The 26,654-nt window shown below is 56.9% G+C and carries 22 protein-coding genes and 2 pseudogenes; 9 read left to right on the top strand and 15 right to left on the bottom strand.

The annotated features are described in order from the left end of the window. Positions 1-52 precede the first annotated feature (52 nt). From H3L91_RS12640 to H3L91_RS09450, 3 genes and pseudogenes are all read right to left on the bottom strand, one after another. Positions 53-1,476: pseudogene (locus H3L91_RS12640) on the bottom strand (P-loop ATPase, Sll1717 family). 25 nt (positions 1,477-1,501) lie between these two features. Next, on the bottom strand, positions 1,502-4,351 hold the full coding sequence (uvrA, locus tag H3L91_RS09455; RefSeq protein ID WP_040659643.1) for an excinuclease ABC subunit UvrA: 2,850 nt from the start codon (positions 4,349-4,351) through the stop codon (positions 1,502-1,504). A gap of 179 nt (positions 4,352-4,530) precedes the next feature. After that, positions 4,531-5,019 carry a dihydrofolate reductase gene (locus tag H3L91_RS09450; RefSeq protein WP_007343573.1) on the bottom strand — a complete coding sequence of 163 codons (489 nt, stop codon included), beginning with the start codon at positions 5,017-5,019 and terminating at the stop codon, positions 4,531-4,533. A 135-nt stretch (positions 5,020-5,154) separates the two neighbouring features. Here H3L91_RS09450 and H3L91_RS09445 point away from each other — a divergent pair, with 135 nt between their 5' ends. The 7 genes from H3L91_RS09445 to H3L91_RS09420 all read left to right on the top strand — a co-directional run bounded on the left by H3L91_RS09445 (position 5,155) and on the right by H3L91_RS09420 (position 11,061). Continuing rightward, entirely contained in the window at positions 5,155-5,613 is a 459-nt protein-coding gene (locus H3L91_RS09445) for a Fur family transcriptional regulator (RefSeq protein ID WP_007343572.1), read from the top strand. Continuing rightward, entirely contained in the window at positions 5,604-6,536 is a 933-nt protein-coding gene (locus H3L91_RS09440; RefSeq protein ID WP_007343571.1) for a CobW family GTP-binding protein, read from the top strand. The genes H3L91_RS09445 and H3L91_RS09440 overlap by 10 nt, the downstream gene beginning before the upstream one ends. Before the next feature lie 108 nt (positions 6,537-6,644). Next, on the top strand, positions 6,645-7,727 hold the full coding sequence (gene recA, locus H3L91_RS09435; RefSeq protein WP_007343570.1) for a recombinase RecA: 1,083 nt from the start codon (positions 6,645-6,647) through the stop codon (positions 7,725-7,727). Between the two features lie 92 nt (positions 7,728-7,819). After that, entirely contained in the window at positions 7,820-7,948 is a 129-nt protein-coding gene (locus tag H3L91_RS12515; protein ID WP_256998607.1) for a hypothetical protein, read from the top strand. Between the two features lie 86 nt (positions 7,949-8,034). Then, the gene (locus H3L91_RS09430; RefSeq protein WP_040659092.1) at positions 8,035-8,439 is read left to right on the top strand and encodes an NfeD family protein; all 405 of its coding nucleotides are present in this window, start codon (positions 8,035-8,037) and stop codon (positions 8,437-8,439) included. Positions 8,440-8,448: 9 nt separating this feature from the next. Continuing rightward, the gene (locus H3L91_RS09425; RefSeq protein ID WP_007343567.1) at positions 8,449-9,414 is read left to right on the top strand and encodes an SPFH domain-containing protein; all 966 of its coding nucleotides are present in this window, start codon (positions 8,449-8,451) and stop codon (positions 9,412-9,414) included. A 324-nt stretch (positions 9,415-9,738) separates the two neighbouring features. Continuing rightward, positions 9,739-11,061, top strand: a complete 1,323-nt coding sequence (locus H3L91_RS09420; protein ID WP_007343565.1) for an MFS transporter — start codon at positions 9,739-9,741, stop codon at positions 11,059-11,061. A 410-nt stretch (positions 11,062-11,471) separates the two neighbouring features. Here H3L91_RS09420 and H3L91_RS09415 read toward each other — a convergent pair whose 3' ends face one another. The 7 genes from H3L91_RS09415 to H3L91_RS09385 all read right to left on the bottom strand — a co-directional run bounded on the left by H3L91_RS09415 (position 11,472) and on the right by H3L91_RS09385 (position 17,294). Then, positions 11,472-12,293, bottom strand: a complete 822-nt coding sequence (locus tag H3L91_RS09415; protein ID WP_007343564.1) for a symmetrical bis(5'-nucleosyl)-tetraphosphatase — start codon at positions 12,291-12,293, stop codon at positions 11,472-11,474. A 62-nt stretch (positions 12,294-12,355) separates the two neighbouring features. Beyond that, on the bottom strand, positions 12,356-12,835 hold the full coding sequence (gene recX, locus H3L91_RS09410) for a recombination regulator RecX (RefSeq protein ID WP_007343563.1): 480 nt from the start codon (positions 12,833-12,835) through the stop codon (positions 12,356-12,358). A gap of 213 nt (positions 12,836-13,048) precedes the next feature. Further along, the gene (locus H3L91_RS09405) at positions 13,049-13,765 is read right to left on the bottom strand and encodes a phosphoglycolate phosphatase (protein WP_007343561.1); all 717 of its coding nucleotides are present in this window, start codon (positions 13,763-13,765) and stop codon (positions 13,049-13,051) included. Between the two features lie 80 nt (positions 13,766-13,845). Continuing rightward, positions 13,846-14,550 carry a 5'-methylthioadenosine/adenosylhomocysteine nucleosidase gene (locus H3L91_RS09400; protein WP_007343560.1) on the bottom strand — a complete coding sequence of 235 codons (705 nt, stop codon included), beginning with the start codon at positions 14,548-14,550 and terminating at the stop codon, positions 13,846-13,848. After that, positions 14,547-14,999, bottom strand: a complete 453-nt coding sequence (locus tag H3L91_RS09395) for an S-ribosylhomocysteine lyase (RefSeq protein ID WP_040659641.1) — start codon at positions 14,997-14,999, stop codon at positions 14,547-14,549. Before H3L91_RS09395 ends, H3L91_RS09400 begins: the two co-directional genes overlap by 4 nt. Positions 15,000-15,135: 136 nt before the next feature. Then, positions 15,136-15,663, bottom strand: coding sequence for a cytochrome b (locus tag H3L91_RS09390; protein WP_007343558.1), 528 nt, complete (start codon positions 15,661-15,663; stop codon positions 15,136-15,138). Positions 15,664-16,427: 764 nt separating this feature from the next. After that, positions 16,428-17,294, bottom strand: coding sequence for an ATP-binding protein (locus H3L91_RS09385; protein ID WP_007343555.1), 867 nt, complete (start codon positions 17,292-17,294; stop codon positions 16,428-16,430). Positions 17,295-17,409: 115 nt separating this feature from the next. Here H3L91_RS09385 and H3L91_RS09380 point away from each other — a divergent pair, with 115 nt between their 5' ends. Further along, entirely contained in the window at positions 17,410-17,811 is a 402-nt protein-coding gene (locus tag H3L91_RS09380) for a hypothetical protein (protein WP_040659089.1), read from the top strand. 85 nt (positions 17,812-17,896) lie between these two features. On the opposite strand, the pseudogene H3L91_RS09375 reads toward H3L91_RS09380, so the two are convergent. The 4 genes and pseudogenes from H3L91_RS09375 to alaS form a co-directional block, all read right to left on the bottom strand. Then, positions 17,897-18,393: pseudogene (locus H3L91_RS09375) on the bottom strand (YbhB/YbcL family Raf kinase inhibitor-like protein). A gap of 125 nt (positions 18,394-18,518) precedes the next feature. Beyond that, a complete protein-coding gene (locus H3L91_RS09370) occupies positions 18,519-19,340 on the bottom strand; it encodes a CPBP family intramembrane glutamic endopeptidase (RefSeq protein WP_007343552.1) in 822 nt (273 codons plus the stop codon). A gap of 420 nt (positions 19,341-19,760) precedes the next feature. Then, positions 19,761-21,563 carry a GmrSD restriction endonuclease domain-containing protein gene (locus tag H3L91_RS09365; RefSeq protein ID WP_040659637.1) on the bottom strand — a complete coding sequence of 601 codons (1,803 nt, stop codon included), beginning with the start codon at positions 21,561-21,563 and terminating at the stop codon, positions 19,761-19,763. A gap of 80 nt (positions 21,564-21,643) precedes the next feature. After that, complete coding sequence (gene alaS / locus H3L91_RS09360) at positions 21,644-24,532, bottom strand: alanine--tRNA ligase (RefSeq protein ID WP_040659087.1); 2,889 nt, start codon at positions 24,530-24,532, stop codon at positions 21,644-21,646. A gap of 218 nt (positions 24,533-24,750) precedes the next feature. Between alaS and H3L91_RS09355 the strand changes: the two genes are divergently transcribed. Continuing rightward, entirely contained in the window at positions 24,751-25,602 is an 852-nt protein-coding gene (locus H3L91_RS09355; protein ID WP_040659086.1) for a 23S rRNA (adenine(2030)-N(6))-methyltransferase RlmJ, read from the top strand. A 94-nt stretch (positions 25,603-25,696) separates the two neighbouring features. Here the strand turns inward: H3L91_RS09355 and H3L91_RS09350 are convergent, their stop codons facing one another. Continuing rightward, entirely contained in the window at positions 25,697-26,443 is a 747-nt protein-coding gene (locus H3L91_RS09350; protein ID WP_007343547.1) for a TatD family hydrolase, read from the bottom strand. Positions 26,444-26,654 lie beyond the last annotated feature (211 nt).

The raw sequence follows: 26,654 nt of genomic DNA, 5'->3' as shown, positions 1-26,654 counted from the left end.
AGTTTTACGGTCTTATTGGGTCTTGACCCAACCTACGCTTGCTGCTAAGGAGTTATATTAAATTTAATGCCTTCCATAATCCTTTGTGTAAAACAACTGTATAAGTAGAATTAAAGTGTGAATTTTTATTTCTAAATTTAAATTCATATCTATTAGATGTTCCATTGCTCCACTTATTTCCGATTGCCCCACAATCGTATAAAACATTCATCAACTTTTTCAGATTATCTTCAGTTAATTTGGAAACTTCACTTATTTCTTTTAATTTACTATAGGGAAATTCTCTTTGTTTAATTTTGCTTATTATTTCATAGAACCTTTCATAATCATGAATATCGATGTAACCAACAATTTCATCACGTATCTCAGGTTCAAAATAGTCTATTGAATATCTTTTTAGTCCTTGCATGATAAGGTTTTCTGTGAATTTTCCATTTGTCTCAATTTCTTTTAAGCAGTTCATCATGCTAATAAAGTCTCGAGGTGTATGTCTTGTCATCTCTAGTAAATATTGCAGAGATGGCTTTCCTTTAATAGTATCAGGAAAAAAATTCTTAAAAATATCAATTTCTTTATTAAAAGATAATTTTGCTCTTAAGTTTACTAGTTTTACTAAGTTAGACCCTTCGGCATAATCAGTATCTTGATACCAGTTTAATTCAAATCCAAAGTCTTTTCTTAATTTATTTTTATTTGGGTTTGGTAGTTTTTCATATAGTTCAGTTCGACAAAGGATAACGATATGAATTTTTTTTTGTTAGAAAAAAATAATAAATTAAGCTTCTCAGCTTCAAAAATTAGTGCTGATAGAGCTTGATATTGTACTTCTCTAGAAGTTAGAATATCATCTAAACCATCAATTATTAGAATTAGACCACCCTCAGTAGAATAACTGATAACTAATTCTTTTAAAAAAGAAACTAAATCCGTAAAAATTGTTTCATATGAGTTGCTTTGAGTTGAACCAGCGGTAGAATACTCTAAAATTTTAGGGATTTGAATTTTAAATTCTTTTTTACTAGATTTTACCGCAACACTTTTTAAATCTGATGATGAAAGAAGTCCAAACTCATCAAGTTTATCAATAGCTTTATTGTACTCAATATTTACTGCATCTCTTGCCCCATGATCATGTCTTAGTTCATCAATTATTGCCAATAGAAGTAGCCAAGACCAAGATGTTGGGTATTTGGCTTCTGGTTCAGCTTGACCTGAAAAAATCTTTCCAAAAGATTTAAAAGGGAATTCTTGCAATCTAATGACAGAAACTCGTTTTTCTTTTGCTTCTAAACGTAGTTTTTCTGCAATGGCTGATTTGCCGCATCCTTTATGACCTAATACAAGGAAATTGTTACCAGATTCAATTTCTTGGTATATGTTTTTATAATCTAAATAGGCTTTTTTTAGCAATTCTGGATAACGAGATCCCTCTGTTTCTCCTGATGCTTTGCCAAATTCGATATCCTTAAATTCCATTTATGTTTCCTTATCAATATTGAAATTATAAAACCACTTTCAAATACTTCCCAGTATAACTCCCCTTAACCTTTGCCACCTGTTCAGGGCTACCTGAAGCAATAATTCTTCCCCCTCCATCGCCGCCTTCCGGTCCTAAATCCACAATATAATCAGCTGTTTTTATAACGTCAAGATTATGCTCAATAATCACAATCGAGTTGCCTTTGCCTTTCAGACGACCTATGACTTCCAGCAGCAGGGCGATGTCGGCGAAGTGCAGGCCGGTGGTGGGTTCGTCGAGGATGTAGAGTGTTCTGCCGGTGTCGCGTTTGGAGAGTTCCAAGGCGAGTTTGACGCGCTGGGCTTCGCCGCCGGAGAGGGTGGTGGCAGACTGGCCGAGGCGGATGTAGCCCAGGCCTACGTCCATCAGGGTTTGCAGTTTGCGCGATACGGTGGGGACGGCGTCGAAAAATTCGCGGGCTTCTTCGACGGTCATGTCGAGGACTTGGCTGATGTTTTTGCCTTTGTATTGGATTTCGAGGGTTTCGCGGTTGTAGCGTTTGCCGTGGCAGACTTCGCAGGGGACGTACACGTCGGGGAGGAAGTGCATTTCGACTTTGATGACGCCGTCGCCTTGGCAGGCTTCGCAGCGGCCGCCTTTGACGTTGAAGGAGAATCGGCCGACGTTGTAGCCGCGTTCGCGCGAGAGGGGTACGCCAGCGAAGAGTTCGCGGATGGGGGTGAACAGGCCGGTGTAGGTGGCGGGATTGGAGCGCGGGGTGCGGCCGATGGGGGATTGGTCGACGTTGATGACTTTGTCGAGGTGTTCGAGGCCGTGGATGTCGTCGTATGGGGCGGGTTCTTCTTGGGCGCGGTTGAGTTCGCGGGCAGTGATTTTGGCGAGGGTGTCGTTAATCAGGGTGGATTTGCCGCTGCCGGATACGCCGGTGATGCAGGTAATCAAACCGAGCGGCAGTTCGAGGGTAACGTTTTTAAGGTTGTTGCCGCGCGCGCCTTTGAGGACGAGCATTCGGTTGGGGTTGACGGGCGTGCGTTCAGACGGTACGGCAATGGATTTTTTGCCGCTGAGGTATTGTCCGGTAACGGATTTTTCGCATTTGGCGACGTTTTCGGGCGTATCGGCAATCAATACGTTGCCGCCGTGTTCGCCCGCGCCCGGGCCCATATCGACGACGAAATCGGCTTCGCGGATGGCGTCTTCGTCGTGTTCGACCACAATCACGCTATTGCCCAAATCGCGCAGGCGTTTGAGGGTGGCGAGCAGGCGGTCGTTGTCGCGCTGGTGCAGGCCGATGGAGGGTTCGTCCAATACATACATTACGCCGGTCAGGCCGCTGCCGATTTGGCTGGCGAGGCGGATGCGCTGGGCTTCGCCGCCGGAGAGGGTTTCGGCGGAACGGGAGAGATTCAGGTAATCCAGCCCGACGTTAATCAGGAAGCCGAGCCGCTCGGTGATTTCTTTGAGGATTTTTTCGGCGATTTGTTTTTTGTTGCCGTCCAAATCAAGGGTTTCAAAGAACTGGTGGGTTTGCGTAAGCGGCCATGCGGAGATTTCGTGCAGCGGCTGTTTGCCGACATACACATAACGGGCTTCGCGGCGCAAACGCGCACCGGCGCACGACGGGCAGGCGCGGTGGCTTTGGTATTCGGCAAGCTGCTCGCGCACGGTGGGCGAGTCGGTTTCGCGGTAGCGGCGTTCCAGATTGGGGATGATGCCTTCAAAGGCGTGGCTGCGGTTGAATGTGGTGCCGCGCTCGGAAAGGTAAGTGAAATCAATGCTTTCTTTGCCCGAGCCGTGCAACACGATTTTGCGGATTTTTTCAGGCAGCTTTTCAAACGGCGTGTTCACGTCAAAATCATAATGCCGCGCCAGCGACTGAATCATTTGGAAATAGAACTGGTTGCGCTTGTCCCAGCCCTTAATCGCGCCCGCCGCCAGCGACAATTCGGGGTGGGCGACAACTTTGCTGTCGTCAAAAAAATTCATGCTACCCAAGCCATCGCAGCTCGAGCACGCGCCGACGGGGTTGTTGAAAGAAAACAGGCGCGGTTCAAGCTCAGGCAGGCTGTATGAGCAGACGGGGCAGGCGAAGCGGGCGGAAAACCAATGCTCTTCGCCGCTGTCCATTTCCATTGCCAGCGCACGCTCGTTGCCGTGGCGCAGCGCGGTTTCAAAACTTTCGGCAAGCCGTTGTTGAATATCGGCTTTCACTTTTACGCGGTCGATAACCACATCAATATTGTGCTTGATGTTTTTTTCCAGCTTCGGCACTTCGTCCAAACTGTACACCGCGCCGTCCACGCGCACGCGGGCAAAGCCCTGCGCCTGCAAGTCGGCAAAAAAATCCACAAACTCGCCCTTGCGCTCGCGCACAGCGGGGGCCAGTATCATCACGCGCGTGTCTTCAGGCAGCTTTAAGACGGCATCCACCATCTGCGACACGGTTTGGCTCGCCAACGGCAAATCATGCTCTGGGCAATACGGCGTGCCGATGCGGGCGTATAAAAGGCGCAGATAATCATGGATTTCCGTAACCGTGCCCACGGTGGAGCGCGGGTTGTGGCTGGTGGATTTCTGCTCAATGGAAATCGCCGGCGACAAGCCCTCAATCAAGTCCACATCGGGCTTGTCCATCATCTGCAAAAACTGCCGCGCATAGGCGGACAAGCTCTCTACATAACGCCGCTGCCCCTCGGCATACAGCGTGTCAAACGCCAGCGACGACTTGCCGCTGCCCGATAAACCCGTTACCACCACCAGCCTGTGGCGCGGAATGTCCAAATCGACGTTTTTCAAATTATGCGTGCGCGCGCCGCGGATGCGGATGGTGTCGTGGTCGCGGGTGGGGTGTGGGTGGTTGTGGTTGCACATGATGAAGCCGGAAAACTCGAATAAAAAGAAACCGCGCATTGTAGCACTTTCCCTTGCGCGGCTTGACGGCGGGAGCGGCGGGAAAACGCACGGAGGCCGTCTGAAACAGCGTTCCGGCAAAGCCAAAACGGTTTTTCAGACGGCCTTTATATGCTTTTCAGACGGCCTCAAAGCGTATTTCACCCTCTGCGCACATAATGCACGAAGGCATAGCGCACGCCGTCTGCTGTCGTGTGCGCCTCGCGGCTGCATTCCCGCCACAGCGCGGCATCGATTGCAGGGAAAAACGCGTCGCCCTCCGGCCGCAGCGCGATTTCCGTGATGCGCAAATCGGTGGCCTGCGGCATGGCCTCGCGGTAAATCTCGCCGCCGCCCATCACCACGATTTCGTCCGCATCCGCGCACAAAGCCAGCGCGGCGGCGAGCGAAGGGGCGGTTTGCGCGCCGTCTGCGGCATAGTCCGCCTGCCGCGTAACCACAATATTGCGCCGGCCGGGCAGCGGTTTTTTCGGCAGCGACTCCCAGGTTTTGCGCCCCATCACCACCGGTTTGCCCAAAGTATAGGCTTTGAAAAAGGCGAAATCCTCGGGCAGGTGCCAGGGCATTTTGTTGCCGATGCCGATCACGCCGTTTTCGGCGCGGGCGGCGATGAGGGTGGTTTGGCGCATAACATTCCTTGCAGACTGGTTTTTCAGACGGCCTCATTATAGCCTTTTTCGCGCCGCCGCCGTTTTCAGACGGCCTTTCGGTTATAATTCCCGCTGCGGCCGCAAAGGCCGTCTGAAAACAAAACGGACACCCATATGAAACAGAAAATCATCGATCAGACCCGCGCCAACGGCGCACAGGTAACCGCCCTGCGCGAACACGTTTTAGACATCGTGTTGCAGCAGGAAGGCGTGATCAAAGCCTACAACGTGCTCTCGCTGATGCAGCAGCAAAGTGCCACGCCCGTCGCCCCGCCCACCGCCTACCGCGCCCTCGATTTCTGGGTGGATCAGGGTGTTTTGCACAAAATCGCGGCGGTGAACGGCTACGTTTTGTGCAGCCACGCGCGGCACAACTGCCGCGAACACGGCCACGAAGACCACGCCGGCCACAGCCACAGCGCGTTCATCCTCGTCTGCACCAAATGCGGCGCAGTGGACGAACAGTCGCTGAGCAAACAATGGGAAGAGTTGCAGCGGGCTCTGGGCGACACGGGCTTCGAGATGACCGAAGAACATCTGGTACTGACCGGAGTGTGCGCCAAATGCCATTAAAGAAAACCAAAGTCCACCTGATTTCCGGCTTTTTGGGCACCGGCAAAACCACCGCGCTCAAAAGCCTGATGACGCAGAAAAATCCCGATGAAAAATGGGTGATTATCGTCAACGAGTTCGGCGAAATCGGCATCGACGGCGCGGTTTTGAGCGACAACGGCATTCCCGTGGCCGAACTTGCGGGCGGCTGCCTCTGCTGCACCGCCGGCGCGCAAATGGGCGCAACCGTGCAGAAAATGCTGCGCGACGCACAGCCCGACCGCCTGATGATCGAAGCCAGCGGCCTCGCCCACGCCGCCAGCGTGATTGACGAGCTCAAAGCCAAGCCGCTGGGCGACCTGCTCGAAATCGCCGCCGTGTTTACCGTGGTCGATCCGCGCCAGTTTATCAACCCCGATTATGCCAATCAGGCTCTGTATAAAGACCAAATCGGCGTGTGTGATGTGCTGGTGGCGAGCAAAACCGATTTGTGCACGCCCGAGCAGCTTGCCGAATTTCACGCCAAAGCCGCCAAGCTGTTCCCGCCCAAAGCCAAAGTGGCCGAAGTGCAAAACGCGCAGCTCGATATTCGGTGGCTCGACATTCCCGTGATCGAAAAACCACGCTACCGTCTAAAAACCGAATCGCTGCCCGACAATACAATGGGTTTCCAATCCGAAGGCTACACCTTCCCCGCCGGACGCGATTTCGACGGCGAAAAACTCACCGATTTTTTCAACAAGCTGCCGCAAATGACCGAAGGGCTGGTGCGCGCCAAAGGCGTGTTCCAAGTGCTCGGCACATGGGTGTGGCTCAACTGGGTGGACGGCCAATGGGGCGCAAACCAGGTCTCATGGCGGCGCGACAGCCGTTTTGAACTCATCGCCAAATCGTTTGACGCGGATTTGATTGAAAAAACGCTCAACGATGCCCTAGAAAAATAAGCCGCGCACAGGCCGTCTGAAACCCGTTTCCCGTTTTCAGACGGCCGCCGCTTATGCGATAATGCGCCCGATTTTTTACCCGCAACAAACAACGAAAGTACCGACGACATGGCAGAAGAAAAAAGCAAAGACAAAAGCAGCAAACCGGAAGACAAAGGCAAAGCCCTTGCCGCCGCGCTGGCGCAAATCGAAAAACAGTTCGGCAAAGGCTCCGTCATGAAAATGGACGGCAGCAGCGAAACCGAAGACCTGCAAGTCATCTCCACCGGCTCGATCGGCCTCGACCTCGCCCTCGGCGTGGGCGGCCTGCCGCGCGGGCGTATCGTCGAAATCTTCGGCCCCGAATCATCCGGCAAAACCACCCTCTGCCTGGAAACCATCGCCCAATGCCAAAAAGGCGGCGGCGTGTGCGCCTTCATCGACGCGGAAAACGCCTTCGACCCCGTCTATGCCCGCGCCCTCGGCGTGAAAGTGGAAGAGCTTTTGGTGTCCCAGCCAGACACCGGCGAGCAGGCACTGGAAATCTGCGACATGCTGGTGCGCTCCGGCGGCGTGGACATGGTGGTGGTCGATTCCGTGGCCGCCCTCGTGCCCAAAGCCGAAATCGAAGGCGACATGGGCGACAGCCACGTCGGCCTGCAAGCCCGCCTGATGAGCCAGGCTCTGCGCAAACTCACCGGCCATATCAAAAAAACCAACACCCTCGTCGTCTTCATCAACCAGTTGCGCATGAAAATCGGCGTGATGTTCGGCAATCCCGAAACCACTACCGGCGGCAACGCGCTCAAATTCTATTCCTCCGTGCGCATCGACATACGCGGCACGCAGCAGATTAAAAAAGGCGACGAAAGCCCCATCGGCAAAGAAACCAAAGTCAAAGTCATCAAAAACAAAGTCGCCCCGCCGTTCCGCACCGCCGAGTTCGACATCCTCTACGGCGAGGGCATCAGCTGGGAAGGCGAACTCATCGAAATCGGCGTCAAGCTGAAAATCATCGAAAAATCCGGCGCGTGGTATAGCTACAACGGCGCGAAAATCGGGCAGGGCAAAGACAACGTCCGCATCTGGCTGAAAGAAAACCCCGAAGTCGCCGCCGAAATCGACAAAAAAATCCGCGCCGAAGCCGGCACCGACCTCAAAATCACCGAAGGCACACGCGACGAAACCGACGGCGAAGAGCCGGAAGAATAAGGCGCAAAGGCCGTCTGAAAACGGCGTGGCAACAAAGTTAAAGCCATCCCGCCCTTTTTTCAGACGGCCTGCCGCAACACACGGAAAGCACCATGCAGAACTTCCTCTTCATCTTTACCGCCGTTACCGTCTGCGCCTTCATCGCCGCCGGCATCCATTTCCTGGTCGGCGCGATTAAAGAAGGCCGCGAAGAACGCGAACGCAGCCGCAGCAAAAATTGAACACAGGCCGTCTGAAAAACGCATTCCCCGTTTTTCAGGCGGCCTTTTTTCCCACCCGATTGCCGCTTGGGCAGAAAGGAGCAGCCGTGTACTGGTTTGTCGCCGCCGTGGCCGTATTCGTCTTGGAAATGTTTGTCGGCACACTCTATCTGCTGATCGTCGGCGCGGCACTGGCCGGCGCGGGCGTTGCCTCCTACCTGTTTGAAGGACAGGTCGCCCCCATCCTCACCGCCGCCCTGCTTGCTGCCGCCGGCCTCTTCTGGCTGCACAAAAAACTGCAAGCCCGCCGCCCCGCAGACACCGCCGCCAACGACCTCGACATCGGCCAAACCGTGAAAATCCTGCGCCGCCTGTACGGCGCGGAATACCAAGTTTCCTACCGGGGCACCGTCTGGCACGCCCGCAGCGACGGCGGCGAACCCGAATCCGGCTTTGCCCGCATCACCGGCAAAGACGGCAACACCCTGATTATCCAACCCCGCCAACCCTAAGGAGCCGCCATGGGACTTTTAAGCCTGCCACTGATCATCCTCATCGCCGTCATCGTCTTCGGATTCAAAGCCATCTGCATCGTCCCCCAGCAGGAAGCCTACGTCGTCGAACGCCTCGGCAAATTCCGCGCCATCCTCGAACCCGGCCTCAACTTCCTCATTCCCTTTTTCGACCGCGTCGCCTACAAGCACACCCAAAAAGAAATCCCGCTGGACGTGCCCAGCCAGGTCTGCATCACCCGCGACAACACCCAGCTCACCGTCGACGGCATCATCTACTTCCAAGTAACCGACCCCAAGCTCGCCTCCTACGGATCGAGCAACTACATCATGGCCATCACCCAGCTCGCGCAAACCACCCTGCGTTCCGTGATCGGCCGCATGGAATTGGACAAAACCTTTGAAGAGCGCGACGAAATCAACCGCATCGTCGTCGCCGCCCTCGACGAAGCCGCCGTCTCCTGGGGCGTGAAAGTGCTGCGCTACGAAATCAAAGACCTCATCCCCCCGCAGGAAATCCTGCGCTCCATGCAGGCACAGATTACCGCCGAACGCGAAAAACGCGCCCGCATCGCCGAATCCGAAGGCCGCAAAATCGAACAAATCAACCTCGCCGTCGGCCGCCGCGAAGCCGAAATCCAGCAGTCCGAAGGCGAAGCACAGGCCGCCGTCAACGCCTCCAACGGCGAAAAAACCGCCAAAATCAACCTCGCCCAAGGCGAAGCCGAAGCCATCCGCCTCGTCGCCCAGGCCAGCGCGGACGCCATCCGCACCGTGGCCGAAGCCATCCGCACCGAAGGCGGCAACGAAGCGGTCAAACTGAAAGTGGCCGAACAATACGTCGAAGCCTTCGCCAAACTCGCCAAAGAAAACAACACACTCATCCTGCCCGCCAACGTCGCCGACATCGGCGGCCTCGTCGCCGCCGGCCTGAAAATCGCCGAAGGCAGCCGGATTGGCGCGAAAGCGGAATAACACGGCAGGCCGTTCCCGCCAGTACGCTTTCAGAGCATAAACGGGGGGATGACGGCGGGTTGTGGCGGCTTTGCAGGGTGTGTCGCCCCGAGGCGACGCACGCGGTCTGTGCCGCTTCAACCAAGCCACACACCATACATAACGGCAGAGGCCGTCTGAAAAACGCAAATACGATTTTCAGACGGCCTGTTCTCCGACACGCCCATGTTGAACCCGACGTAGGGTGTGCCGCCCCAAGGCGGCGCACGCGGTCCGTGCGGCACAGCCAATCCGCGCGTTTCCCCGCCAATCCAAACCGCGTGCGTCGCGGGAAAGAGGAACGATATGACAGATATTCTGACACGGCTGCGCACGCTGGATGCGGGCAGGGTCCACTACAGGCTGCTGGTGCTGGCCGGTATCGGCTGGATGTTTGATGCGATGGACACCGGCATGGTGTCGTTTGTGCTGCCCGTGCTGGCGCAGGACTGGAATCTTCCGCCCGCGCAGTTGGGCTATATCGTCAGCATCGCGTTTGCGGGCATGGCGGCGGGGGCGGTGGCGGGCGGCTGGCTGGCCGACCGTTTCGGCCGCAAAACCGTGTTTGCCGCCGCGATGCTGGTTTACGGCACGGCCACAGGGCTGTGCGCACTGGCGCACAATATGGAAACGCTGCTGTTTTACCGCTTTTGGGTCGGTGTCGGGCTGGGGGCGCAGCTTCCCGCTGCCGTTGCGCTGGTGGGCGAGTATGCGCCGCCGAAAGTGCGCGGGCGGTTTATCGTACTGCTGGAGAGCTTTTGGGGACTGGGCTGGCTGGTCGCCGCGCTGGCGGCGTATTTTCTGATTCCGAAACTGGGCTGGCAGGCGGCCTTTGCCGTCGGCACACTGCCTGTTTTGTATGTGCCGCTGGTGTGGAAATACATTCCCGAATCCGTGCCTTATCTGGTGTCGCGCGGAAAAATCGAAGAGGCGCACCGGCTGGTGTGCCGTCTGGAGCGAGAAGCGGGGCGCGAACCGGCTGCGGCGGCAGAGGCCGCGCCTGCACCCGTGCCCGAGCGGCCGCGTTTCGGTATGCTGTGGCAGCCGCCGTTTGCCCGCCGCACGCTGATGCTGTGGGCGGTGTGGTTCGGCATCATGTTTTCTTATTACGGCATTTTTACCTGGCTGCCGAAACTTCTGGTAGCACAGGGACATACCGTGGTCAAAACGTTCGAGTATGTGCTGTGGATGATTGTCGCCCAGCTTCCGGGCTATCTGGCGGCGGCCGCGCTGGTGGAAAAAATTGGCCGCAAGGCCACGCTCGCGGGCTTTTTGGCGGCCTGCGCCGTGTGCGCGTGGCTGTTCGGACGAAGCGCTTCGCCTGCGGAACTGGTGGTGTGGGGCGGGCTGATGTCGTTTTTCAATTTGGGCGCGTGGGGCGTTCTGTACACCTATACGCCGGAGCTTTACCCGCTGCGTTTCCGTGCTTTTGCTTCGGGATGGGCGGGGTCGGCAGGGCGTATCGGCGGCATCGCCGCGCCTGCCGTGGTGGCTTCGCTGATGGACGCGGGCGGCGGTTTCGGCCTGATATTCTTTATGTTTGCCGCCGTGATGATGTCTGCCGCCGCACTGATTGCGTGGCTGGGCGAGGAAACCAAAGGACGCGATTTGGAAGAAATCAGTTCCTGAAAATCCGGTTCTCTGATGGACTAGGGATATGCGGACAGTCAAAAGGTTCTCCTACACGAAGGCCGTCTGAAAATCTCCAACATGATTTTCAGACGGCCTTTTGTTTTTCGGCATCCAAGCAACCCTGCAACCCGAAAACCACGTGCGCCACACACCCTACGTTAGCGGCGGAGGCCGTCTGAAAAACGCAAATACGATTTTCAGACGGCCTGTTCTCCGACACGCCCATGTTGAACCCGACGTAGGGTGTGTCGCCCCGAGGCGACGCACGCGGTCTGTGCCGCTTCAACGAATCCGCGTGTTTCCAACAATCCAACCGCGTGCGTGGCTGCGCCACACACCCTACATAACGGCAGAGGCCGTCTGAAAAACACAAATACGATTTTCAGACGGCCTTTTGCCTTTGTACCTTATTTTTCTTTGCGCCGGTGGGCGGCTTCTTGGGTAACGGTGTGGGTGGCGAGGTCGGCGGCGGTGAGGCTGCCGCCCCAGAGTGCGCCGGTATCGAGGGAGAGGATGTTTTTTTCGGAGTCGTCGATGAGGCCGAGTGCCGACCAGTGGCCGAAGACGACGGTTTTTTCGGGGCGGGGGCGATGCGGTGCGTCGAACCAGGCGCAGAGGCCGGGGGGGAGGTCGGCGAGGGTGCTTTTGAAGTCGAAGTCGAGGCTGCCGTCGGCGTTGAGGGCGCGCATGCGGGTGAAGGCGTTGGTGATGAAGCGCAGGCGGTCGCTGCCTTCGAGGCTGTCGCGCCAGGCGGCGGGGCGGTTGCCGTACATGGCGGCAAAGAAGGCGGCGGGGTCTGCGCCGCGCAGGCGGTGTTCGACTTCGGCGGCGTAGGCGGCGGCTTGGGGTATCGTCCATTGCGGCAGCAGGCCGGCGTGGGTCATGAGGTGGCTGTCGGTTTGCAGCAGCAGGGGGCGGCTGCGCAGCCAGTCGCGCATTTTGGCGGCGTGTTTGTGGCGGATAATGGCATCGAGGGTGTCGCTGCGTTTGCTGCGGCTTTGGCCGTAGAGGACGGCGAGCAGGTGGAGGTCGTGGTTGCCGAGCACGGTGTGGACGCTGCTTTCGTGCTTCATGCAGAATTTGAGGGTTTCGAGGGATTTGGGGCCGCGGTTGACGATGTCGCCGGTGAGCCAGAGGGTGTCGCGGCCGTGGGTGAAGCCGGTTTTGTGCAGCAGGGCTTGGAGTTCGTCGAAGCAGCCCTGGATGTCGCCGATTGCGTAGTGTGCCATGTGCTGATGCCTTGTTTTTTGGGGTTTGAGGCCGTCTGAAAAACGGGTTTTCAGACGGCCTGTTATGTCCGGTCGTCTGTGCCGTCGTATTCGGTGTATCCGTCTGTCCAGGCTTGTTTGAGGGCGCGGCGGACGGTGTCGCCGTCGAAGCCGCGATAGGCGAGAAAGCGCATTTGTTTTTGTGCGGCGGCGTAGTCGGCGGGTGGGGTTTTGAATTTTTTGCGCACGACGGACACGGCGGCGGCCAGTTCGGTGTCGGCGTCGGGCAGTAGGGCGCGGACGGTTTCTTCGTCCACGCCCTGCCGTGCGAGGTCGTGGCGCAGGCGCAGGCTGCCGTGTTTGCGGCCTTTGCTGTGGATGTAGGCTTCGGCGTAGCGGGTGTCGGACTGCCAGCCGCGCGCGGCCATTTCGTCGAGCACGGCTTCGAGTTCGTCTTCGCTGGCGGCGTGGGGGGCGAGTTTGCGTTTGAGGGCGGCGCGGCCGGTTTCGCTGCGGGCGAGGATGTCGAGGGCGCGGGCGCGGAGGGATTTTTGCTGGGTCATGGGCGGGTTCGGGGCGGTTTCCGTTCGCCCGGGGAGGGCGTTTCTGAAAAAACGGTTTTCCGTTTTGGTGCAGATGTATTTTCAGACGGCCTTTTTAATAAGCCGCTCTGCCTGCCTTGAAAACCGCGTGTGTCGGGGAAGGCCGTCTGAAAATCGGCAAATCCGGTTTCGGCCATGCCGAAGCGGGGGTTTAACTGCGTTGAAGCTGCGTTTTCAGACGGCCTCTGCGTCCTGTTCGCGCTGCGGGCGCAGGTGTTCGTAGATTTCGGGCAGTGAGGAAACGACGAGGTCGGGGCGGGTGGCGGGGTCGCGGGAGAGGGCGGCCATGTCGCCGTAGCCGTAGGAGACGCCGACGGCAGGGCAGCCGGCGGCGCGGGCGGCGAGGATGTCGTTGCGCGAGTCGCCGACCATGAGCATGTTTTGCGGCGGCACGCCGAGGGTTTCGGCGGCATAGAGCAGCGGGGCGGGCGCGGGTTTCTTCTCGCTCAGGGTGTCGCCGCCGACGATGAGGCTGAAATGGTCGGCCAGGCCGAGGGCGCGCAGCAGTTTGACGGCGAGGGTTTCGCTTTTGTTGGTAACGACGGCCAGCGGGATGCCGAGGGATTTGAGCAGTTCGAGGCCGGCGGCAACGCCGGGGTAGGGGCGGGTGGCGTCGGCGATGTGTTCGGCGTAGTGGCGCACGAAGAGGGTGTAGCCTTGTTCCCATTGTTTTTCTTCGGCTTGGCCGTCGAAATCGGCGGTGAGGGTACGGTGGACGAGGGCGGCGAGGCCGTCGCCGACGTAGCTTTCCACGGTGTGCTGCGGCAGTTCGGCCAGGCCGAGGGCGCGGCGCACGGCGTTGGCGGCGGCGGCGAGGTCGGGGATGGAGTCGCAGAGGGTGCCGTCGAGGTCGAAGGCGGCGGCTTGGACGTGGTTTACGGCGGGCTGCATGGGGTTTCCTTTTGGGTTTGAGGCCGTCTGAAAAACGTTTTGGCTGCGCCGAAGCTGCGCTTTCAGACGGCCTTTGGGGTTTACAGCGCGGCAATGATGCGTTCGACCATTTCGGCCGAGTGGGCGGCGGCGGTTTGCAGGAACTGCTCGAAGCTGGTGTCGGCTTTTTCGTCGGCGGTGTCGGACAGGGCGCGGATGACGACGAAGGGAATGCCGAACTGGAAGCAGGTTTGCGCGATGGCGGCGGCTTCCATTTCCACGGCCTGCACGGCGGGGAAGGTGGCGCGGATGGCGGCGGCGGCTTCTTCGCTGTGGACAAACTGGTCGCCGCTGGCAATCAGGCCGCGCGTTACGGCGGCGTGCGGGAAGGCTTGGGCGGCGGTTTCGGCGGCGGACATTAGGGCGGGGTCAGCGGGGAAGGTCGGGGGGAGCTGCGGGATTTGGCCGGGGGCGTAGCCGAAGGCGGTGGCGTCGGCGTCGTGGTGGACGGTTTCGCTGCCGATGACGACGTCGCCCACTTTCAGGCCGCTGCCGAGGCCGCCCGCGCTGCCGGTGTTGATGACGCAGTCGGGGGCGAATTGGAGGATGGCGGCGGCGGTGGCGGCGGCGGCGTTGGCTTTGCCGATGCCGCTCAATGTGAGGACGATTTGTTTGCCGTGCAGCTGGCCGGTGTGGATTTCAAACGCGCCGAAGCGGTGGGTTTGCAGGCCGTTCAGACGGCCTTTGAGCCGCTCGATTTCGGGCGGCATCGCACCGATGACGGCGATGGTGCGCACAGGTTTCATGCGAACACCTCTTCCCATTCGCCGCGTTTTTCCAGCAGGTAGCGGGCGATTTTCTGTGCGCCTTCGAGGCTGTGGCTGGCCGCCCAGCCGCATTGGACGACGTTGCAGGCGGGCACTTCGGTGGCGGCGGTTACGTCGTGCAGGGTTTTTTCGATCAAATCCAGCGCGTCGCGGTATTCGGGCAGGTTGAGCAGGGTAACGTAAAAGCCGGTTTGGCAGCCCATCGGGCTGATGTCCACAATCTTGTCGGAATGGTTGCGCGAGAGTTCGGCCATCAGGTGTTCGAGCGAGTGCAGCGCGGGCATGTCCATGTGGTCTTGGTTGGGCTGGCACACGCGCAGGTCGTATTTGTAGATGATGTCGCCGTGGTCGCCGTCGGTGATGCAGGCGAGGCGAACATAGGGGGCTTTGACTTTGGTGTGGTCGAGGTTGAAGCTCTCGACGTTCATTTTTTTTTCGGCGGTGATGGTGTTCACGGCGGCTTTCCTTGTGTTTTCAAAGGCGCGGATTATAGCGGTTCGGGGTGGCGGCGCATAGGAAAGGCCGTCTGAAATAGTGTTTTCAGACGGCCTGTGCGCTGCGGCCTTATTTCTGCGTGCCGATCATGCGCGGCAGTACGTCGTGGCCGCGCATTTTGTGCACCGCCACCATCACAATGTGGCCGAACACCAGCGCATAGAGCAGCCAGGCCGCGCTGCCGTGCCACTGGTTGCCCAGATTGGCCATCCATTCGATTTTTTCCGGCGCGCCCTGCATCACTTGGATGCCGAACACTTTCAAAGAGCCGCGCCCGCCGCCGTATTGGCGGATCATGCCGATCAGCGGCACGGCGAACATCAGGACATACAGCGCGATGTGGCCGAGTTTGGCCGCCGCGCTGTCGGAGGGCGGGCGTTTGGCGGCGTTGGCCAGTGCCCACAAAATACGCAGCACAATCAGCACCATCAGGATGAAGCCGAAGGATTTGTGCACGCCGTAGAGGCCGCCGACCCAGTCGGCGTCGGTGAGGTTCCAAATCACGGCGGTGGCCAGCATCACGGCGAAACAGGCGGCCATCAGCCAGTGCAGCAGGCGGGTAACGGTGCCGTAGCGCAGGGGGGTATCGGGGGTCATGATTGTGTTCCTTTTGTTTGTTTTTTATGGTGAAAACGGTTTCTAGGGTCTGCTGACAATCAGCCTTGCGGCGGTGTTTTTGGTAAAAAACACCCGCCTGCCGCGTCAAAAATGCTCGCAAGGTGTCCAACCTTGCTGCGCTTTTTTCCTTGCATTCGGGCATTTTTTTCCTCAAAAAACTGTCTCGCAAGCTGATTGTCAACAGACCCTAAGGCTTGAAACCGCACAAGAAAGCGGCGCAGTGTAGCGCAAAGCGGCGGAGGGGCAAAACGCGGGCGGGAAAAGCGGCGTTTCCTGCGGGGAAACGGCAGAGGCCGTCTGAAAGCTGTTTTCAGACGGCCTCTGCCGTTGAAGCAGGGTGCACACGCGGTCTATGCTGTACAGCCAATCCGCGTGTTGCTACGCCAATCCAAACCGCGTGCGTCGCGGAGCGACACACCCTACCTAAGGGCAGAGGCCGTCTGAAAATCGGATTTTGTTTTTTTGGCTGCGCCGAAGCTGCGCTTTCAGACGGCCTGTTTCCCATCCAGCCCATGCCGAATCTAAGGTAGGGTGTGTCGCCCAAAGGCAACGCACGCGTTCTCTGCCGCACAGCCGATCCGCGCGGTTTCCAAAAGCCGAAACCGCGTGCGTGGCTTGCGCCACACACCTTACCTGTGGGCAGAGGCCGTCTGAAAGCACAGCTTCGGCGCTGCCAAAACTGTAAAACGCGATTTTCAGACGGCCTCTGCTGCCGGATAGCGGCGCGGGTGCAGACGCGCCGTTCAGTCGGCCGTCCGCTCCTGCGGCAGTCTGCCCGCCCAGTCGCAGGCAAACTGCCAAGCGGTGCGGCCGGAGCGGCTGCCGCGCATCTGCGCCCAGTTCAGCGCGGCGCGGCGGGCGGTGTCGTCGAAGGGCAGGCCGTAGTGGCCGAGCCAGTTGGCGGCGGCGGCGAGGTAGTCGTCCTGGTCGAAGGGGTAGAAGCTGAGCCACAGGCCGAAGCGGTCGGACAGCGACACTTTTTCTTCCACCGCTTCGCTTTGGTGCACTTCGCCGCGCGTGCCGGTGTGCCCTGCGTTGTCGGCCATGTATTCGGGCATCAGGTGGCGGCGGTTGGAGGTGGCGTAAACCAGCACGTTGGCGCAACGCTGCGACAGCCCGCCGTCGAGCGCGGTTTTCAGGGCTTTGTAGCCGCCTTCGCCTTCATCGAAGGACAAATCGTCGCAGAAAACGATGAATTTTTCCGGACGCGCCGCCAAGAGGGCGAGCAGCGGGGGCAGGGCGGCAAGGTCGCCCTTGTCCACTTCGATCAGGCGCAGGCCGTCGTCGGCGTATTCGTGCAGCAGGGCTTTGACGAGCGAGGATTTGCCCGTGCCGCGCGCGCCGGTGAGCAAAACGTTGTTGGCGGGGCGGCCGGCGAGGAACTGGCGGGTGTTGCGCACCAGTTTGGCGGCCTGCGTGTCAACGGCGGCCAGGCGTGAGAGCGGGAAGGTGTGCGGCTCGGGCAGGCTTTCCAGCACGCCGCCGCCGACGGTTTTGCGCCAGCGGAAGGCTTTGGCGTTCCAGTCGGGCTCGCGCGGCTCGGGCGGCAGCCATGCGTCGAGGCGGTTTAACACGGAAGCGGCTTGGTGCAGAAAGGTTTTGAGTTTCACGGCGTTGTCCTTGCAAACGGTAAAGGCGGCATTTTAACCCAACGGGTGCGCCGTATCCATGAAGGCGGTTTTGCGGTATATTCCGCGCCGGTTTTTTCTGAATTGTGGAGCGAAGATGTTCAAACGTCCTGAGGAATTTATCGTGGCCGTGCTGGCCGCTTTGTGGGTGGCCGCCAGCTATTTCGCCGCCGCCTGGTTCGGCGCGCCGGCGCACACCGCGCTGCTGATCGCCGTGCTGACGCTGCTGTGGGTGATTGTGTTTTTCCTGCTGTGGCAGCGCGAACGCACGCGCCTGCTGTGGCCGCTGTTCCTCGGCCTGCTGGTGGCCTGCTGGTGGCCGATGCTCGACTGGTACGCGGTGCGCGGCATCGTGCCGCCGGAAACGGCGGGCGAGATGATCGTCATCGCCAAGCCGTGGTATGCGTCGTGGACGTTCAAAACCATCCTCGCGCTGATTCCGGCGGCGGCAGGCTACGCATGGATGTTCAAAACCGCCCGCCGCGATAGGGGGCTGTGATTCCGCTGTTGCGGCATAGTGGCATAGTGTGGAATAAAGAGGCCGTCTGAAAACCTGTTTTCAGACGGCCTCTTTGCATCATGTGTTACGCGTCATACGTCCCCATCACCGACGCGCTGGCGAGGATGTGGCCCTGCATGGCGAAGTGGAGGTCGTTGAAGCGGAAGCCCTTTGGTAGATTGAGTTTGGTATCGAGCGCGTAGACGATGAGTTCGTAGCGGGGCGGCAGTTGGGCGGTGCCATGCCGCCGTAGCGGGAGGCTTCTTCGATGCTGAGTTTGCCCAGCACGCTTGCCCAGCTGTTCGCGCCCTGCACATAATCTGTGGCCGAAATACTGTCGTTTTCCGCCACCGAAGTACGCTCCAAATCCGCTATCAGCCAATGTATCCACACAAAACCGCTCGCCGTAATCGCATCCTTGTCCTCCAACACCACCGCAAACGATTTCGTCCCCTCCGGCGCACCGCTGATCTCAAACGGCACCGAATAAGTCGGCATCCCGTTCGGACTAAACTGCCCGCCCCGCTTGCCGTATTTATCTTCAAACTCACCATTAACAATGGCCGCACTCGTTACTCTCATGGTTTTCTCCTGTCCGGTTACAAACGAAACAATCCTATTCTAACCCAAGGCGTGCCGTCATAGGTTGGATTGATAAATCCCAATATCTTGGCAGGATTGAAGGTTTTGTTGGAATATGGCTCGGCCTACGCCTGCTTGCTATCAGATGAACACATCGCCTTACGCCAAAAACCCATCACAATTGCCGCCGCGATGATGATAATTCCATATGGAATCATCCCATCTCCGTTTTCATATGCTGCCCGTCCGCCCGGGAAGCCTGTGCGCGCGGTATTGGCAACCGTGTGACACGCGATCAATACAAATACCGAGCCGCCACTGCCGTTATACAGCCATACATAGATAATCCTCACGGCAACCGTCCCTGCCAGCCCCCATGCGATCAGTTCGGCAGATTGCCCCACGGCAATCATGGACGGCAAATGCCACAATGCCCACGGCACCCCGATAATCAGCGCCGTAATGAGCGGGGTAAAACACCGTTGCAGACTTTCCGTGGCGTAGGCGGCATAGCCCAATTCCTCGGCAACTGCCGCGATAAAGAACATGACGAATGCCCCAGCGAGCGGCGCAAACGATACGGAGAAGGCAGGTATGGTTTGTCCTGTTTGGCGTATCACAACATAAGTCAGCAGATAAAGCAGGGGGAAAATCAGTATTGCCGTCCAAAAATAGGCAGAATGCTTGATCCGCCCGTAATCAAACACACGTCCAAACAGTCCGCGCACCGCCGCCATTCCTCCCTCGCGGTAACGCAACAATGCGGCGGTAACCGTCGGGGTGAGCGCCGCGCCGATGTCGGTCAGCGGCAGATTATCAGGCAGAGGACTGTGTTTGAGAAACAAAGACAGCAACCAAAACGGCGCACTCATAGCGTACACCAGCAGAAAGTATTGCCACGGATGCGAATAACCGGCTGTCGGTTTTTTTGAAGAGAGGTTCTGCATGTTATTCCTGTTCGTTCAGTAAATAAGTTGGCAGGAGAGCAGGTATGGCCTGCTACATGATGTACAGTATAAAAATATTGCGCGTTTTTTTCTAATTTTTATAATTATTATAAAAAACAGCCTGCACTTCGATTTTTGAAAGTGCAGGCTGCTTTTGATAGAGAGAGGTCGTCTGAAAATTATTTTTCAGGCAGCTTTAATATTACAAGTGATATGAGGATTTCGTTGGGTCATGGATCAAGCTGCGTTGCTGCCGACTGAATTACGGCATGGTTTGAAATCATTCGGTAGCAACAAAAAACGTGTGCGTGCGTACTGCACACATCCTACACCTCAATCTTAAGGTTTGCGTCGCCCGCAGGTAGGGTGTGGGGCGTAGCCACGCACGCGGTTGGCAGGGGTGCGGGCTACGGCTTGCTATTACAAGCTGTCATAAAAAGAATGGATTTTCTCCGCCATAAGTTTACGCCGATCCGATAAAAATTTTGGGTATGAATCACTATTGAAATCCTGATAATTTTCAGGAATGCAATTTTCTGTCAGATTTTTTTGCAAGGCATCAAGGGAAGCCAGTGAAGTATAGTGTTTATTACCCGTTTCTATATCTTCTTTAATTAATTTGAAATATTCGTCAGGAGCTTTATCGGAAAGGCGGACATTACTCTGCTGTTCGGTAAATACATAATTGGCAACCTGATTATATTCGCTTTTTTTATAACCAGCTGCACTCAGGTAAGCTTTAGGGAATAAGTGGTGTTCGTCGCCACGATGTTCCAATAGATGGGAAATTTTAACGCTGTCCGATAAAAACGCACATTCTTGGTTTTTGCATTGCGCGGCAAGATAACATAAATAAGCGTTGTTTGTGCTGCTTGACGAGTCAAGCTGACTGACCAATCCGTGTTCCCAAAATCCTTCATTAAGTTCTGCCAACTCGATTTGTTCTAGACAGGCTTCAATGCCTTTTTCCGAAATTTGGCGGATATCGCGTTCAAAAGCGGTTTCTGCCGAACCGGAATAACGCCCAGTCAATATGGACATGACCAGCCATTTTTTAACCCATTGTTGTATTTGATGCTCGCTTATTTTTAGTCCGCTCAAATGGAGATATATGGCATAAGTCATATTCAGGCTGTTTTGTGAATTGAGCAGTTTTTTATGAATAAACCCAGCCGACTTAACCACCATCAAGAAACGTTGGTAATGGGTTTGATTGAAAAATGCCTGTAAACCATCATGCAGCATTCGGTAGCTTTTCTCGGCAATTTCTTCTGTATTTGTCCGCTTTTCAAAATCACGACCGGAAAGTAGGGCAACCAAATCACTGAATTTCCCACGCTTGAATGCGTAAGTATAAGCTGTCCTTAATACATCAATGTAGTCTGGACAGTAGAGATTGTCTGGTTTGTTGGCAATCCATTTCATAAGTCGATAATTTGAGGATTGGGAAAATTCAACATCATTTGTTTCAATACTATTGAGAAATTCCTTATCGTTCAAAAGGTGGCAGAAATAATCAATCATTTTCCGCAATATATTGCCCCCGTACTTTTGATCTGCGGCAATCTTGGACATCACAAAATCTGCATTACTGAGAACTACACCTTTTTGATTGATACGGATAAATATCTCGGTTACGGTGTCAATATCTAAATCATCGTTCAATTCGATAATACCGATCTGCCGATTTTTAATTGACTGCAAGGCGTTGATTTTCTCTTCCACTTCGTCTTCATCAACTTGGGGATTGGTTGCCATATAGTTTCGTCTGGCATCGCGAAGAGAGATTGCCCCGTTAAGGATAGGGGAAACATCAGTAATCCATATAGGATTACGTTCAATGGCGGAATTGGCTACTTCAAATACGGGCTGCCCAGCTTCTGCCAGAGGATTATAGGCAATACGGATTTTGGTATGTTTATAGTCCTTATTGAGAATTTCTTGTCCAACAATGGCTGCTGTCAATGCGGTAATCCGCTGCTGCCCGTCTATTAACACCCGTTTCCCTTTGGATAATGTGCCATCTTTTAGGCGGACATCAGGGTTACGCCAAGTAATAATATATCCGACAGGATAGCCTTTATAAAGTGAATCGAGTAAATCACGCACTTTGCTGTTATTCCAAACAAAAGGACGCTGAATTTCGGGAATAGCAATTTCTCCCGATTTTATCCAAGAGAGTAACGTTTCAACTGGATATTGGTTTACTGAATATTTAGCCATTTTCATCCCTTAATATAACTTTCCAAATATGATTACAGGCTGCCTGAAAACCTACTTTCAGGCAGCCTGCACTTTTCTAACTACAGCTTCTCTCTAACCCAGCCTTCTGCCGAATCCAGCATCGTGCCGACTTGGGAAGCATCCGTACCCCCCGCCTGCGCCAAATCCGGTCTGCCGCCACCTTTGCCGCCGACTTGTTCGGCTGCGAATTTGACCAAGTCGCCGGCTTTTACTTTGTTTGTCAGCGGCTTGGATACGCCGGCGCACAGGGAGACTTTGCTGTTGTTCACTGCTGCCAAAAGAATCACGGCGTTGTCGGATTTGCCGGTTAAATCGGTAACGATTTCGCGCAGGGCGGCTGCGTCGGCTTCGATTTGGGCGGCGACGAGTTTGGCTGTGCCCAAGTCTTTGGCGTTGTCCAGGAGTTTGGCGCCTGCGTGGACGGCGAGTTCGGCTTTGGCTTTTGCCAACTCTTTTTCCAAGGCTTTGGTGTTTGCGGCGTTGGCTTGGATTTTGGCGAGTACGTCTTTTTCGGTTTGGGCTTTGACTTCGGCGATGATGTTTTTCATCAGGCTTTCTTGGTTTTGCGCCCATGCCAGCGCAGCAAGGCCTGTGATGGCTTCTACGCGGCGGATGCCTGCGGCGATGCCGCCTTCGCTGATGATTTTGAAGAAGCCGATGTCACCGGTGCGGGTGACGTGGGTACCGCCGCACAGTTCGATGGAGTAGTCGCCCATGGTGATGACGCGGACGAAGTCGCCGTATTTTTCGCCGAAGAGCATGACTGCGCCTGATTTTTGCGCGTCTTCAATGGACATGGTTTCCACTTTGACGGGCACGTTGGCGATAATCGCGGCGTTGACGCGGCGTTCGACTTCGGCGATTTCTTCCGCGCTGATGCCTTGCGGATGGGAGATGTCGAAGCGGGTCAGCTCGGCGTTTTGCAGGCTGCCTTTTTGTTCGACGTGTGTGCCCAAAACATCGCGCAGGGCTTTGTGCATCAGGTGGGTCACGCTGTGGTTGCGCATGATGGCTTCGCGCACGGCGTTATCCACTTCGGCGCAAATGCTGTCGCCGACTTTCAGGCTGCCTGAAACCAGCGTGCCGAAATGTCCGTGCACGGCGGCTTTGATTTTTTGCGTGTCTTCCACTGCAAAGCGGTTTTTGCCGCTGAAAATAAAGCCGACGTCGCCGACTTGCCCGCCCGATTCGGCGTAGAACGGAGTATGGTCGAGCACAACAATGCCTGCTTCGCCTGCGTTCAGTTGGTTTACGGCTTCGCCATCGCGGTAGAGTGCCAGCACGGTTGCGTCAAGGCTGCGTTTGTCGTAGCCGTGGAACTGGGTTTCTGCGCCGTCATACGCCACTTGTGCGTTGGCTTTGAAGTTTTGCGCGGCGCGGGCGCGGGCGCGTTGGGCTTCCATTTCGCGCTCAAAGCCTTCTTCGTCCAACTCGATGCCCAATTCGCGCGCCATGTCGGCGGTTAAGTCATAGGGGAAGCCGTAGGTGTCGTAGAGTTTGAAGATGTGTTCGCCCGACATAATCAGCTTGCTGTTGGCGATATTGTTTTTCAGGTAGCCTTGCAGGGCTTCGCCGTAAGCGCGGTGGGCTTCGGGTTTTTCTTTGGTGATCACGTCTTCCATATTAAAGGCGAAACTTTCGTTCAGGCTGCCTGAAACCTGCGGGCGCACCACGATTTGTTTGCCGTTGCCCGCATTGCGCGAAACCACGGTAAACGCTACACCGTCTGCGGTGGTCAATCGCAACGGCTCGCCCACGCCGTCCATCGGCAACAGGCTTTCCAATTTGGCGAACTGCATCGCGTCCCACACTTGGTTGAACAAGCCCATGCCTTTTTCCAGCGTTTCGCCGAAGCGCATTTCTTCGCCGCGCAACACTTCCATAATATGCGTTTGTTTTTCTTTCAACTCGGGATACGCGCCGCCCATTTCTTTCACCAAATCGGGCACGAGTTTGTAGAAAAAGGCGTTTTTCTGACCGAGTTTGTAACCGTGGCGCACGGCGCGGCGGATAATGCGGCGCAACACATAGCCGCGCCCTTCGTTGCTGGGCATCACGCCGTCGGCAATCAGGAAGGAACACGAGCGGATATGGTCGGCAATCACTTTCAGGCTGGGCTCTTCCATGCTGAACGCCGTGCCAGTTTCGCGGGCAACGGCTTTGAGCAGGTCTTGGAACAGGTCGATTTCATAGTTGCTGTGCACGCCCTGCATCACCGCGGCCATGCGCTCCAAACCCATGCCGGTATCGACAGAGGGCTTGGGCAGCGGATTCATATTGCCTTGCTCGTCGCGGTTGAACTGCATGAACACGCAGTTCCAAATCTCAATCCAGCGGTCGCCGTCTTCTTCGGGGCTGCCCGGAATGCCGCCCCAGATTTCTTCGCCGTGGTCGTAGAAAATCTCGGTGCAGGGGCCGCAGGGGCCGGTGTCGCCCATCTGCCAGAAGTTATCCGAAGCGTAGCGGCTGCCTTTGTTGTCGCCAATGCGGACAATGCGCTCGGCAGGCACGCCGATGACATCGTGCCAAATGTTGTAGGCTTCATCGTCTTCGGCATACACGGTTACCAGCAGTTTTTCTTTGGGAATGTTGAGCCACTCGGGCGAAGTGAGAAATTCCCACGCGAACGGAATCACTTCTTTTTTGAAGTAGTCGCCAAACGAGAAATTGCCCATCATTTCAAAGAAGGTGTGGTGGCGGGCGGTGTAGCCCACGTTTTCCAAATCGTTGTGCTTGCCGCCTGCGCGCACGCATTTTTGCGCGGTGGTGGCGCGGGTGTAGGGGCGTTTGTCGAAGCCGAGGAACACGTCTTTAAACTGGTTCATACCGGCGTTGGTAAACAGCAGCGTCGGGTCGTCGTGGGGCACTAATGACGACGAGCGCACGGCGGTGTGGCCTTTGGATTGGAAAAAATCGAGGAATTTTTGGCGCAGTTCGGAGGTTTTCATGGTGGTGTGTTCCGTTAAAACGGTTTTCAGACGGCCTCTGCGCAAGCGGTGAGGCCGTCTGAAAACAACAGTTTGAAATAAATGAATCAAAGCCGCGCATTTTATAGCAGAAACGGCGGCAAGCCTATTGCGGCGGCGGAAAACAGCCGCGCCGCGCCTTATCTTTGCGCCGCCCTTGCCGTAGAATCCGCCGTTTCCCTTTTTCAGACGGCCTCACCATGCTCAGCTACCGCCACGCCTTCCACGCCGGCAACCATGCCGACATCCTCAAACACTTCGTCCTCTGGCTGGTGCTCGACTATTTCGGGCGCAAAGACAAGCCCTATTGGTATATCGACACCCACAGCGGCGCGGGTTTGTACGACCTGGGCGGCAGCGAGGCGCAGAAAGTCGGCGAATACCGCCACGGCGCCGCCCGTTTGTTTGCGGCGGCGGAACAGGGCGCGCTGCCCGAGGAGCTGGCGCGGTTTGCAGGCCGTCTGAAAACCATCCTGCCCCGCCCCGGCCTCTATTGCGGCTCGCCCTGGCTGGCGCAGGCCGAAACGCGCGAGAGCGACAAACTGCGCCTTTTCGAGCTGCACCCCGCCGATTTTTTATTGCTGGACAACAACATGCGCGAAGCAGGGCTGAAACGGCGCGGCATCCTCAAACGCGAAGACGGCTTCAAAGGGCTGCTCGCCCTGCTGCCGCCGCCCACCCGCCGCGCCGTCGTCCTCACCGATCCGCCGTATGAGGAAAAACAGGACTACGCCCGCGTGGTGCAGACGCTGAAAGACGCGAAAAAACGCTTCGCCCAAGGCTGCTACCTCGTCTGGTATCCCTGCCTCAGCCGCGAAGAAAGCCGCCGCCTGCCCGAACAGCTGAAAAAACTGTCGCCCGACAAATACCTGCTTGCCGAACTCCACGTCGCCGCCCCCCGCGCCGACGGCTTCGGCATGCACGGCAGCGGCATGTTCGCCATCAACCCGCCCTACCTGTTGCGCGAACAGCTCGCCCGCAACCTGCCCGCGCTGGCAAACCTGCTGGCGCAGGACGCGGGTGCGTGTTTCGTGTTGGACGGCGCGGGATGAAAACGGGCGTTTGGTTTGGATATTCTTTGAGGCCGTCTGAAAAGCAGATTCTGTTTTTCAGACGGCCTCAAAGCGTATTTGAAGCATATGCGGTTCAGCCGAGCAGTTCGGTTGCGTTGTGTTCGGTGGCCTCGGCGAGTGCTTCGAGGGGGATGCCGCGCAGGGTGCGGACGGTTTCGGCGACGGCGCGGGTGTTGGCGGGAGTGTTGGGGGTGTTTTTGAGCATGAAGGGGCTGTCGGTTTCCAGCACCAGCGAGGAGAGGGGCATCTCGGCGGCGGTGCGGCGGGCTTTTTGGGCGCGGGGGTTGAGCACGAGGACGCCGATGCCGATTTTCAGCCCCTGCGCGGCGAAGGCGCGGGCTTCTTCGAGGCTGCCGGAAAAGGCGTGGACGATGCCGCGCCGGATGTTGTGCGCGCGCAGCAGGCGCAGGAGGTCTGCGCCGGCGCGGACGTTGTGCAGCAGGGCGGGACGGCGGTATTGGGCGGCGATGTCGAGCTGGGCGGACAGGCGGTCGCGCTGCCGCCGCCGTTGGGTTTCGTCTGCCGCGTGCAGGTAGTCCAGGCCGGTTTCGCCGAGCATGGCCTGGGGGTGGCGGCGCAGCAGATCTTGCAGAGCCTGTATGTCGTCTGCGCCGCCTTCTTCGGCGGCAAACCAGGGGTGGATGCCGAAGGCGGGGACGATGTGCGGCGCGGCCAGTGCGGCAACTGCCGTCCAGTCGGCGCGGCGGGCGGCGGGGACGAAGAAGCGGGTTACGCCTGTGGCGGCGGCGGCGGCGAGGATTTGCGGCAGTTGCCCGGCCAGCGGGGGGGAGGCAAGGTGGGTGTGGGTGTCAGTGAGCATGGAGGGGTTGGAGGGCGCGGGGTGTTTGGAAAAGCGGCGGTGCTTGGTTTTGCCGCAGGTGGATTTCGGCTGCGCCGACGCGGCATTTTCAGACGGCCTTTTTTATACAAGGGATGAGGCCGTCTGAAAGGTGCGCTTTGGTGGGACGGAATGCGCGATTCTATGGCGGCGGATGCAGACGGCCTTCGTTTGCCGTGCGGCAGGTGGTTTG

The organism is Neisseria bacilliformis (assembly GCF_014055025.1).
Taxonomy (GTDB): domain Bacteria; phylum Pseudomonadota; class Gammaproteobacteria; order Burkholderiales; family Neisseriaceae; genus Neisseria; species Neisseria bacilliformis.
Note: the sequence above shows the minus strand (reverse complement) of the source record. Positions and strands in the feature narration are given on the sequence as shown.

Excerpts from the sequence above, each read along its gene's own strand:
- H3L91_RS09350 (WP_007343547.1), bottom strand. The coding sequence starts at position 26,443 with ATGCTCACTGACACCCACACCCACCTTGCCTCCCCCCCGCTGGCCGGG.
- H3L91_RS09365 (WP_040659637.1), bottom strand. The coding sequence starts at position 21,563 with ATGGCTAAATATTCAGTAAACCAATATCCAGTTGAAACGTTACTCTCT.
- H3L91_RS12515 (WP_256998607.1), top strand. The coding sequence starts at position 7,820 with ATGCAGAACTTCCTCTTCATCTTTACCGCCGTTACCGTCTGCGCCTTC.
- recA (WP_007343570.1), top strand. The coding sequence starts at position 6,645 with ATGGCAGAAGAAAAAAGCAAAGACAAAAGCAGCAAACCGGAAGACAAA.
- H3L91_RS09380 (WP_040659089.1), top strand. The coding sequence starts at position 17,410 with ATGTTCAAACGTCCTGAGGAATTTATCGTGGCCGTGCTGGCCGCTTTG.
- H3L91_RS09450 (WP_007343573.1), bottom strand. The coding sequence starts at position 5,019 with ATGCGCCAAACCACCCTCATCGCCGCCCGCGCCGAAAACGGCGTGATC.
- H3L91_RS09405 (WP_007343561.1), bottom strand. The coding sequence starts at position 13,765 with ATGCAGCCCGCCGTAAACCACGTCCAAGCCGCCGCCTTCGACCTCGAC.
- recX (WP_007343563.1), bottom strand. The coding sequence starts at position 12,835 with ATGACCCAGCAAAAATCCCTCCGCGCCCGCGCCCTCGACATCCTCGCC.
- H3L91_RS09425 (WP_007343567.1), top strand. The coding sequence starts at position 8,449 with ATGGGACTTTTAAGCCTGCCACTGATCATCCTCATCGCCGTCATCGTC.
- H3L91_RS09420 (WP_007343565.1), top strand. The coding sequence starts at position 9,739 with ATGACAGATATTCTGACACGGCTGCGCACGCTGGATGCGGGCAGGGTC.
- alaS (WP_040659087.1), bottom strand. The coding sequence starts at position 24,532 with ATGAAAACCTCCGAACTGCGCCAAAAATTCCTCGATTTTTTCCAATCC.
- H3L91_RS09400 (WP_007343560.1), bottom strand. The coding sequence starts at position 14,550 with ATGAAACCTGTGCGCACCATCGCCGTCATCGGTGCGATGCCGCCCGAA.
- H3L91_RS09415 (WP_007343564.1), bottom strand. The coding sequence starts at position 12,293 with ATGGCACACTACGCAATCGGCGACATCCAGGGCTGCTTCGACGAACTC.
- H3L91_RS09445 (WP_007343572.1), top strand. The coding sequence starts at position 5,155 with ATGAAACAGAAAATCATCGATCAGACCCGCGCCAACGGCGCACAGGTA.
- H3L91_RS09370 (WP_007343552.1), bottom strand. The coding sequence starts at position 19,340 with ATGCAGAACCTCTCTTCAAAAAAACCGACAGCCGGTTATTCGCATCCG.
- H3L91_RS09355 (WP_040659086.1), top strand. The coding sequence starts at position 24,751 with ATGCTCAGCTACCGCCACGCCTTCCACGCCGGCAACCATGCCGACATC.
- H3L91_RS09395 (WP_040659641.1), bottom strand. The coding sequence starts at position 14,999 with ATGAACGTCGAGAGCTTCAACCTCGACCACACCAAAGTCAAAGCCCCC.
- H3L91_RS09440 (WP_007343571.1), top strand. The coding sequence starts at position 5,604 with ATGCCATTAAAGAAAACCAAAGTCCACCTGATTTCCGGCTTTTTGGGC.
- uvrA (WP_040659643.1), bottom strand. The coding sequence starts at position 4,351 with ATGTGCAACCACAACCACCCACACCCCACCCGCGACCACGACACCATC.
- H3L91_RS09390 (WP_007343558.1), bottom strand. The coding sequence starts at position 15,663 with ATGACCCCCGATACCCCCCTGCGCTACGGCACCGTTACCCGCCTGCTG.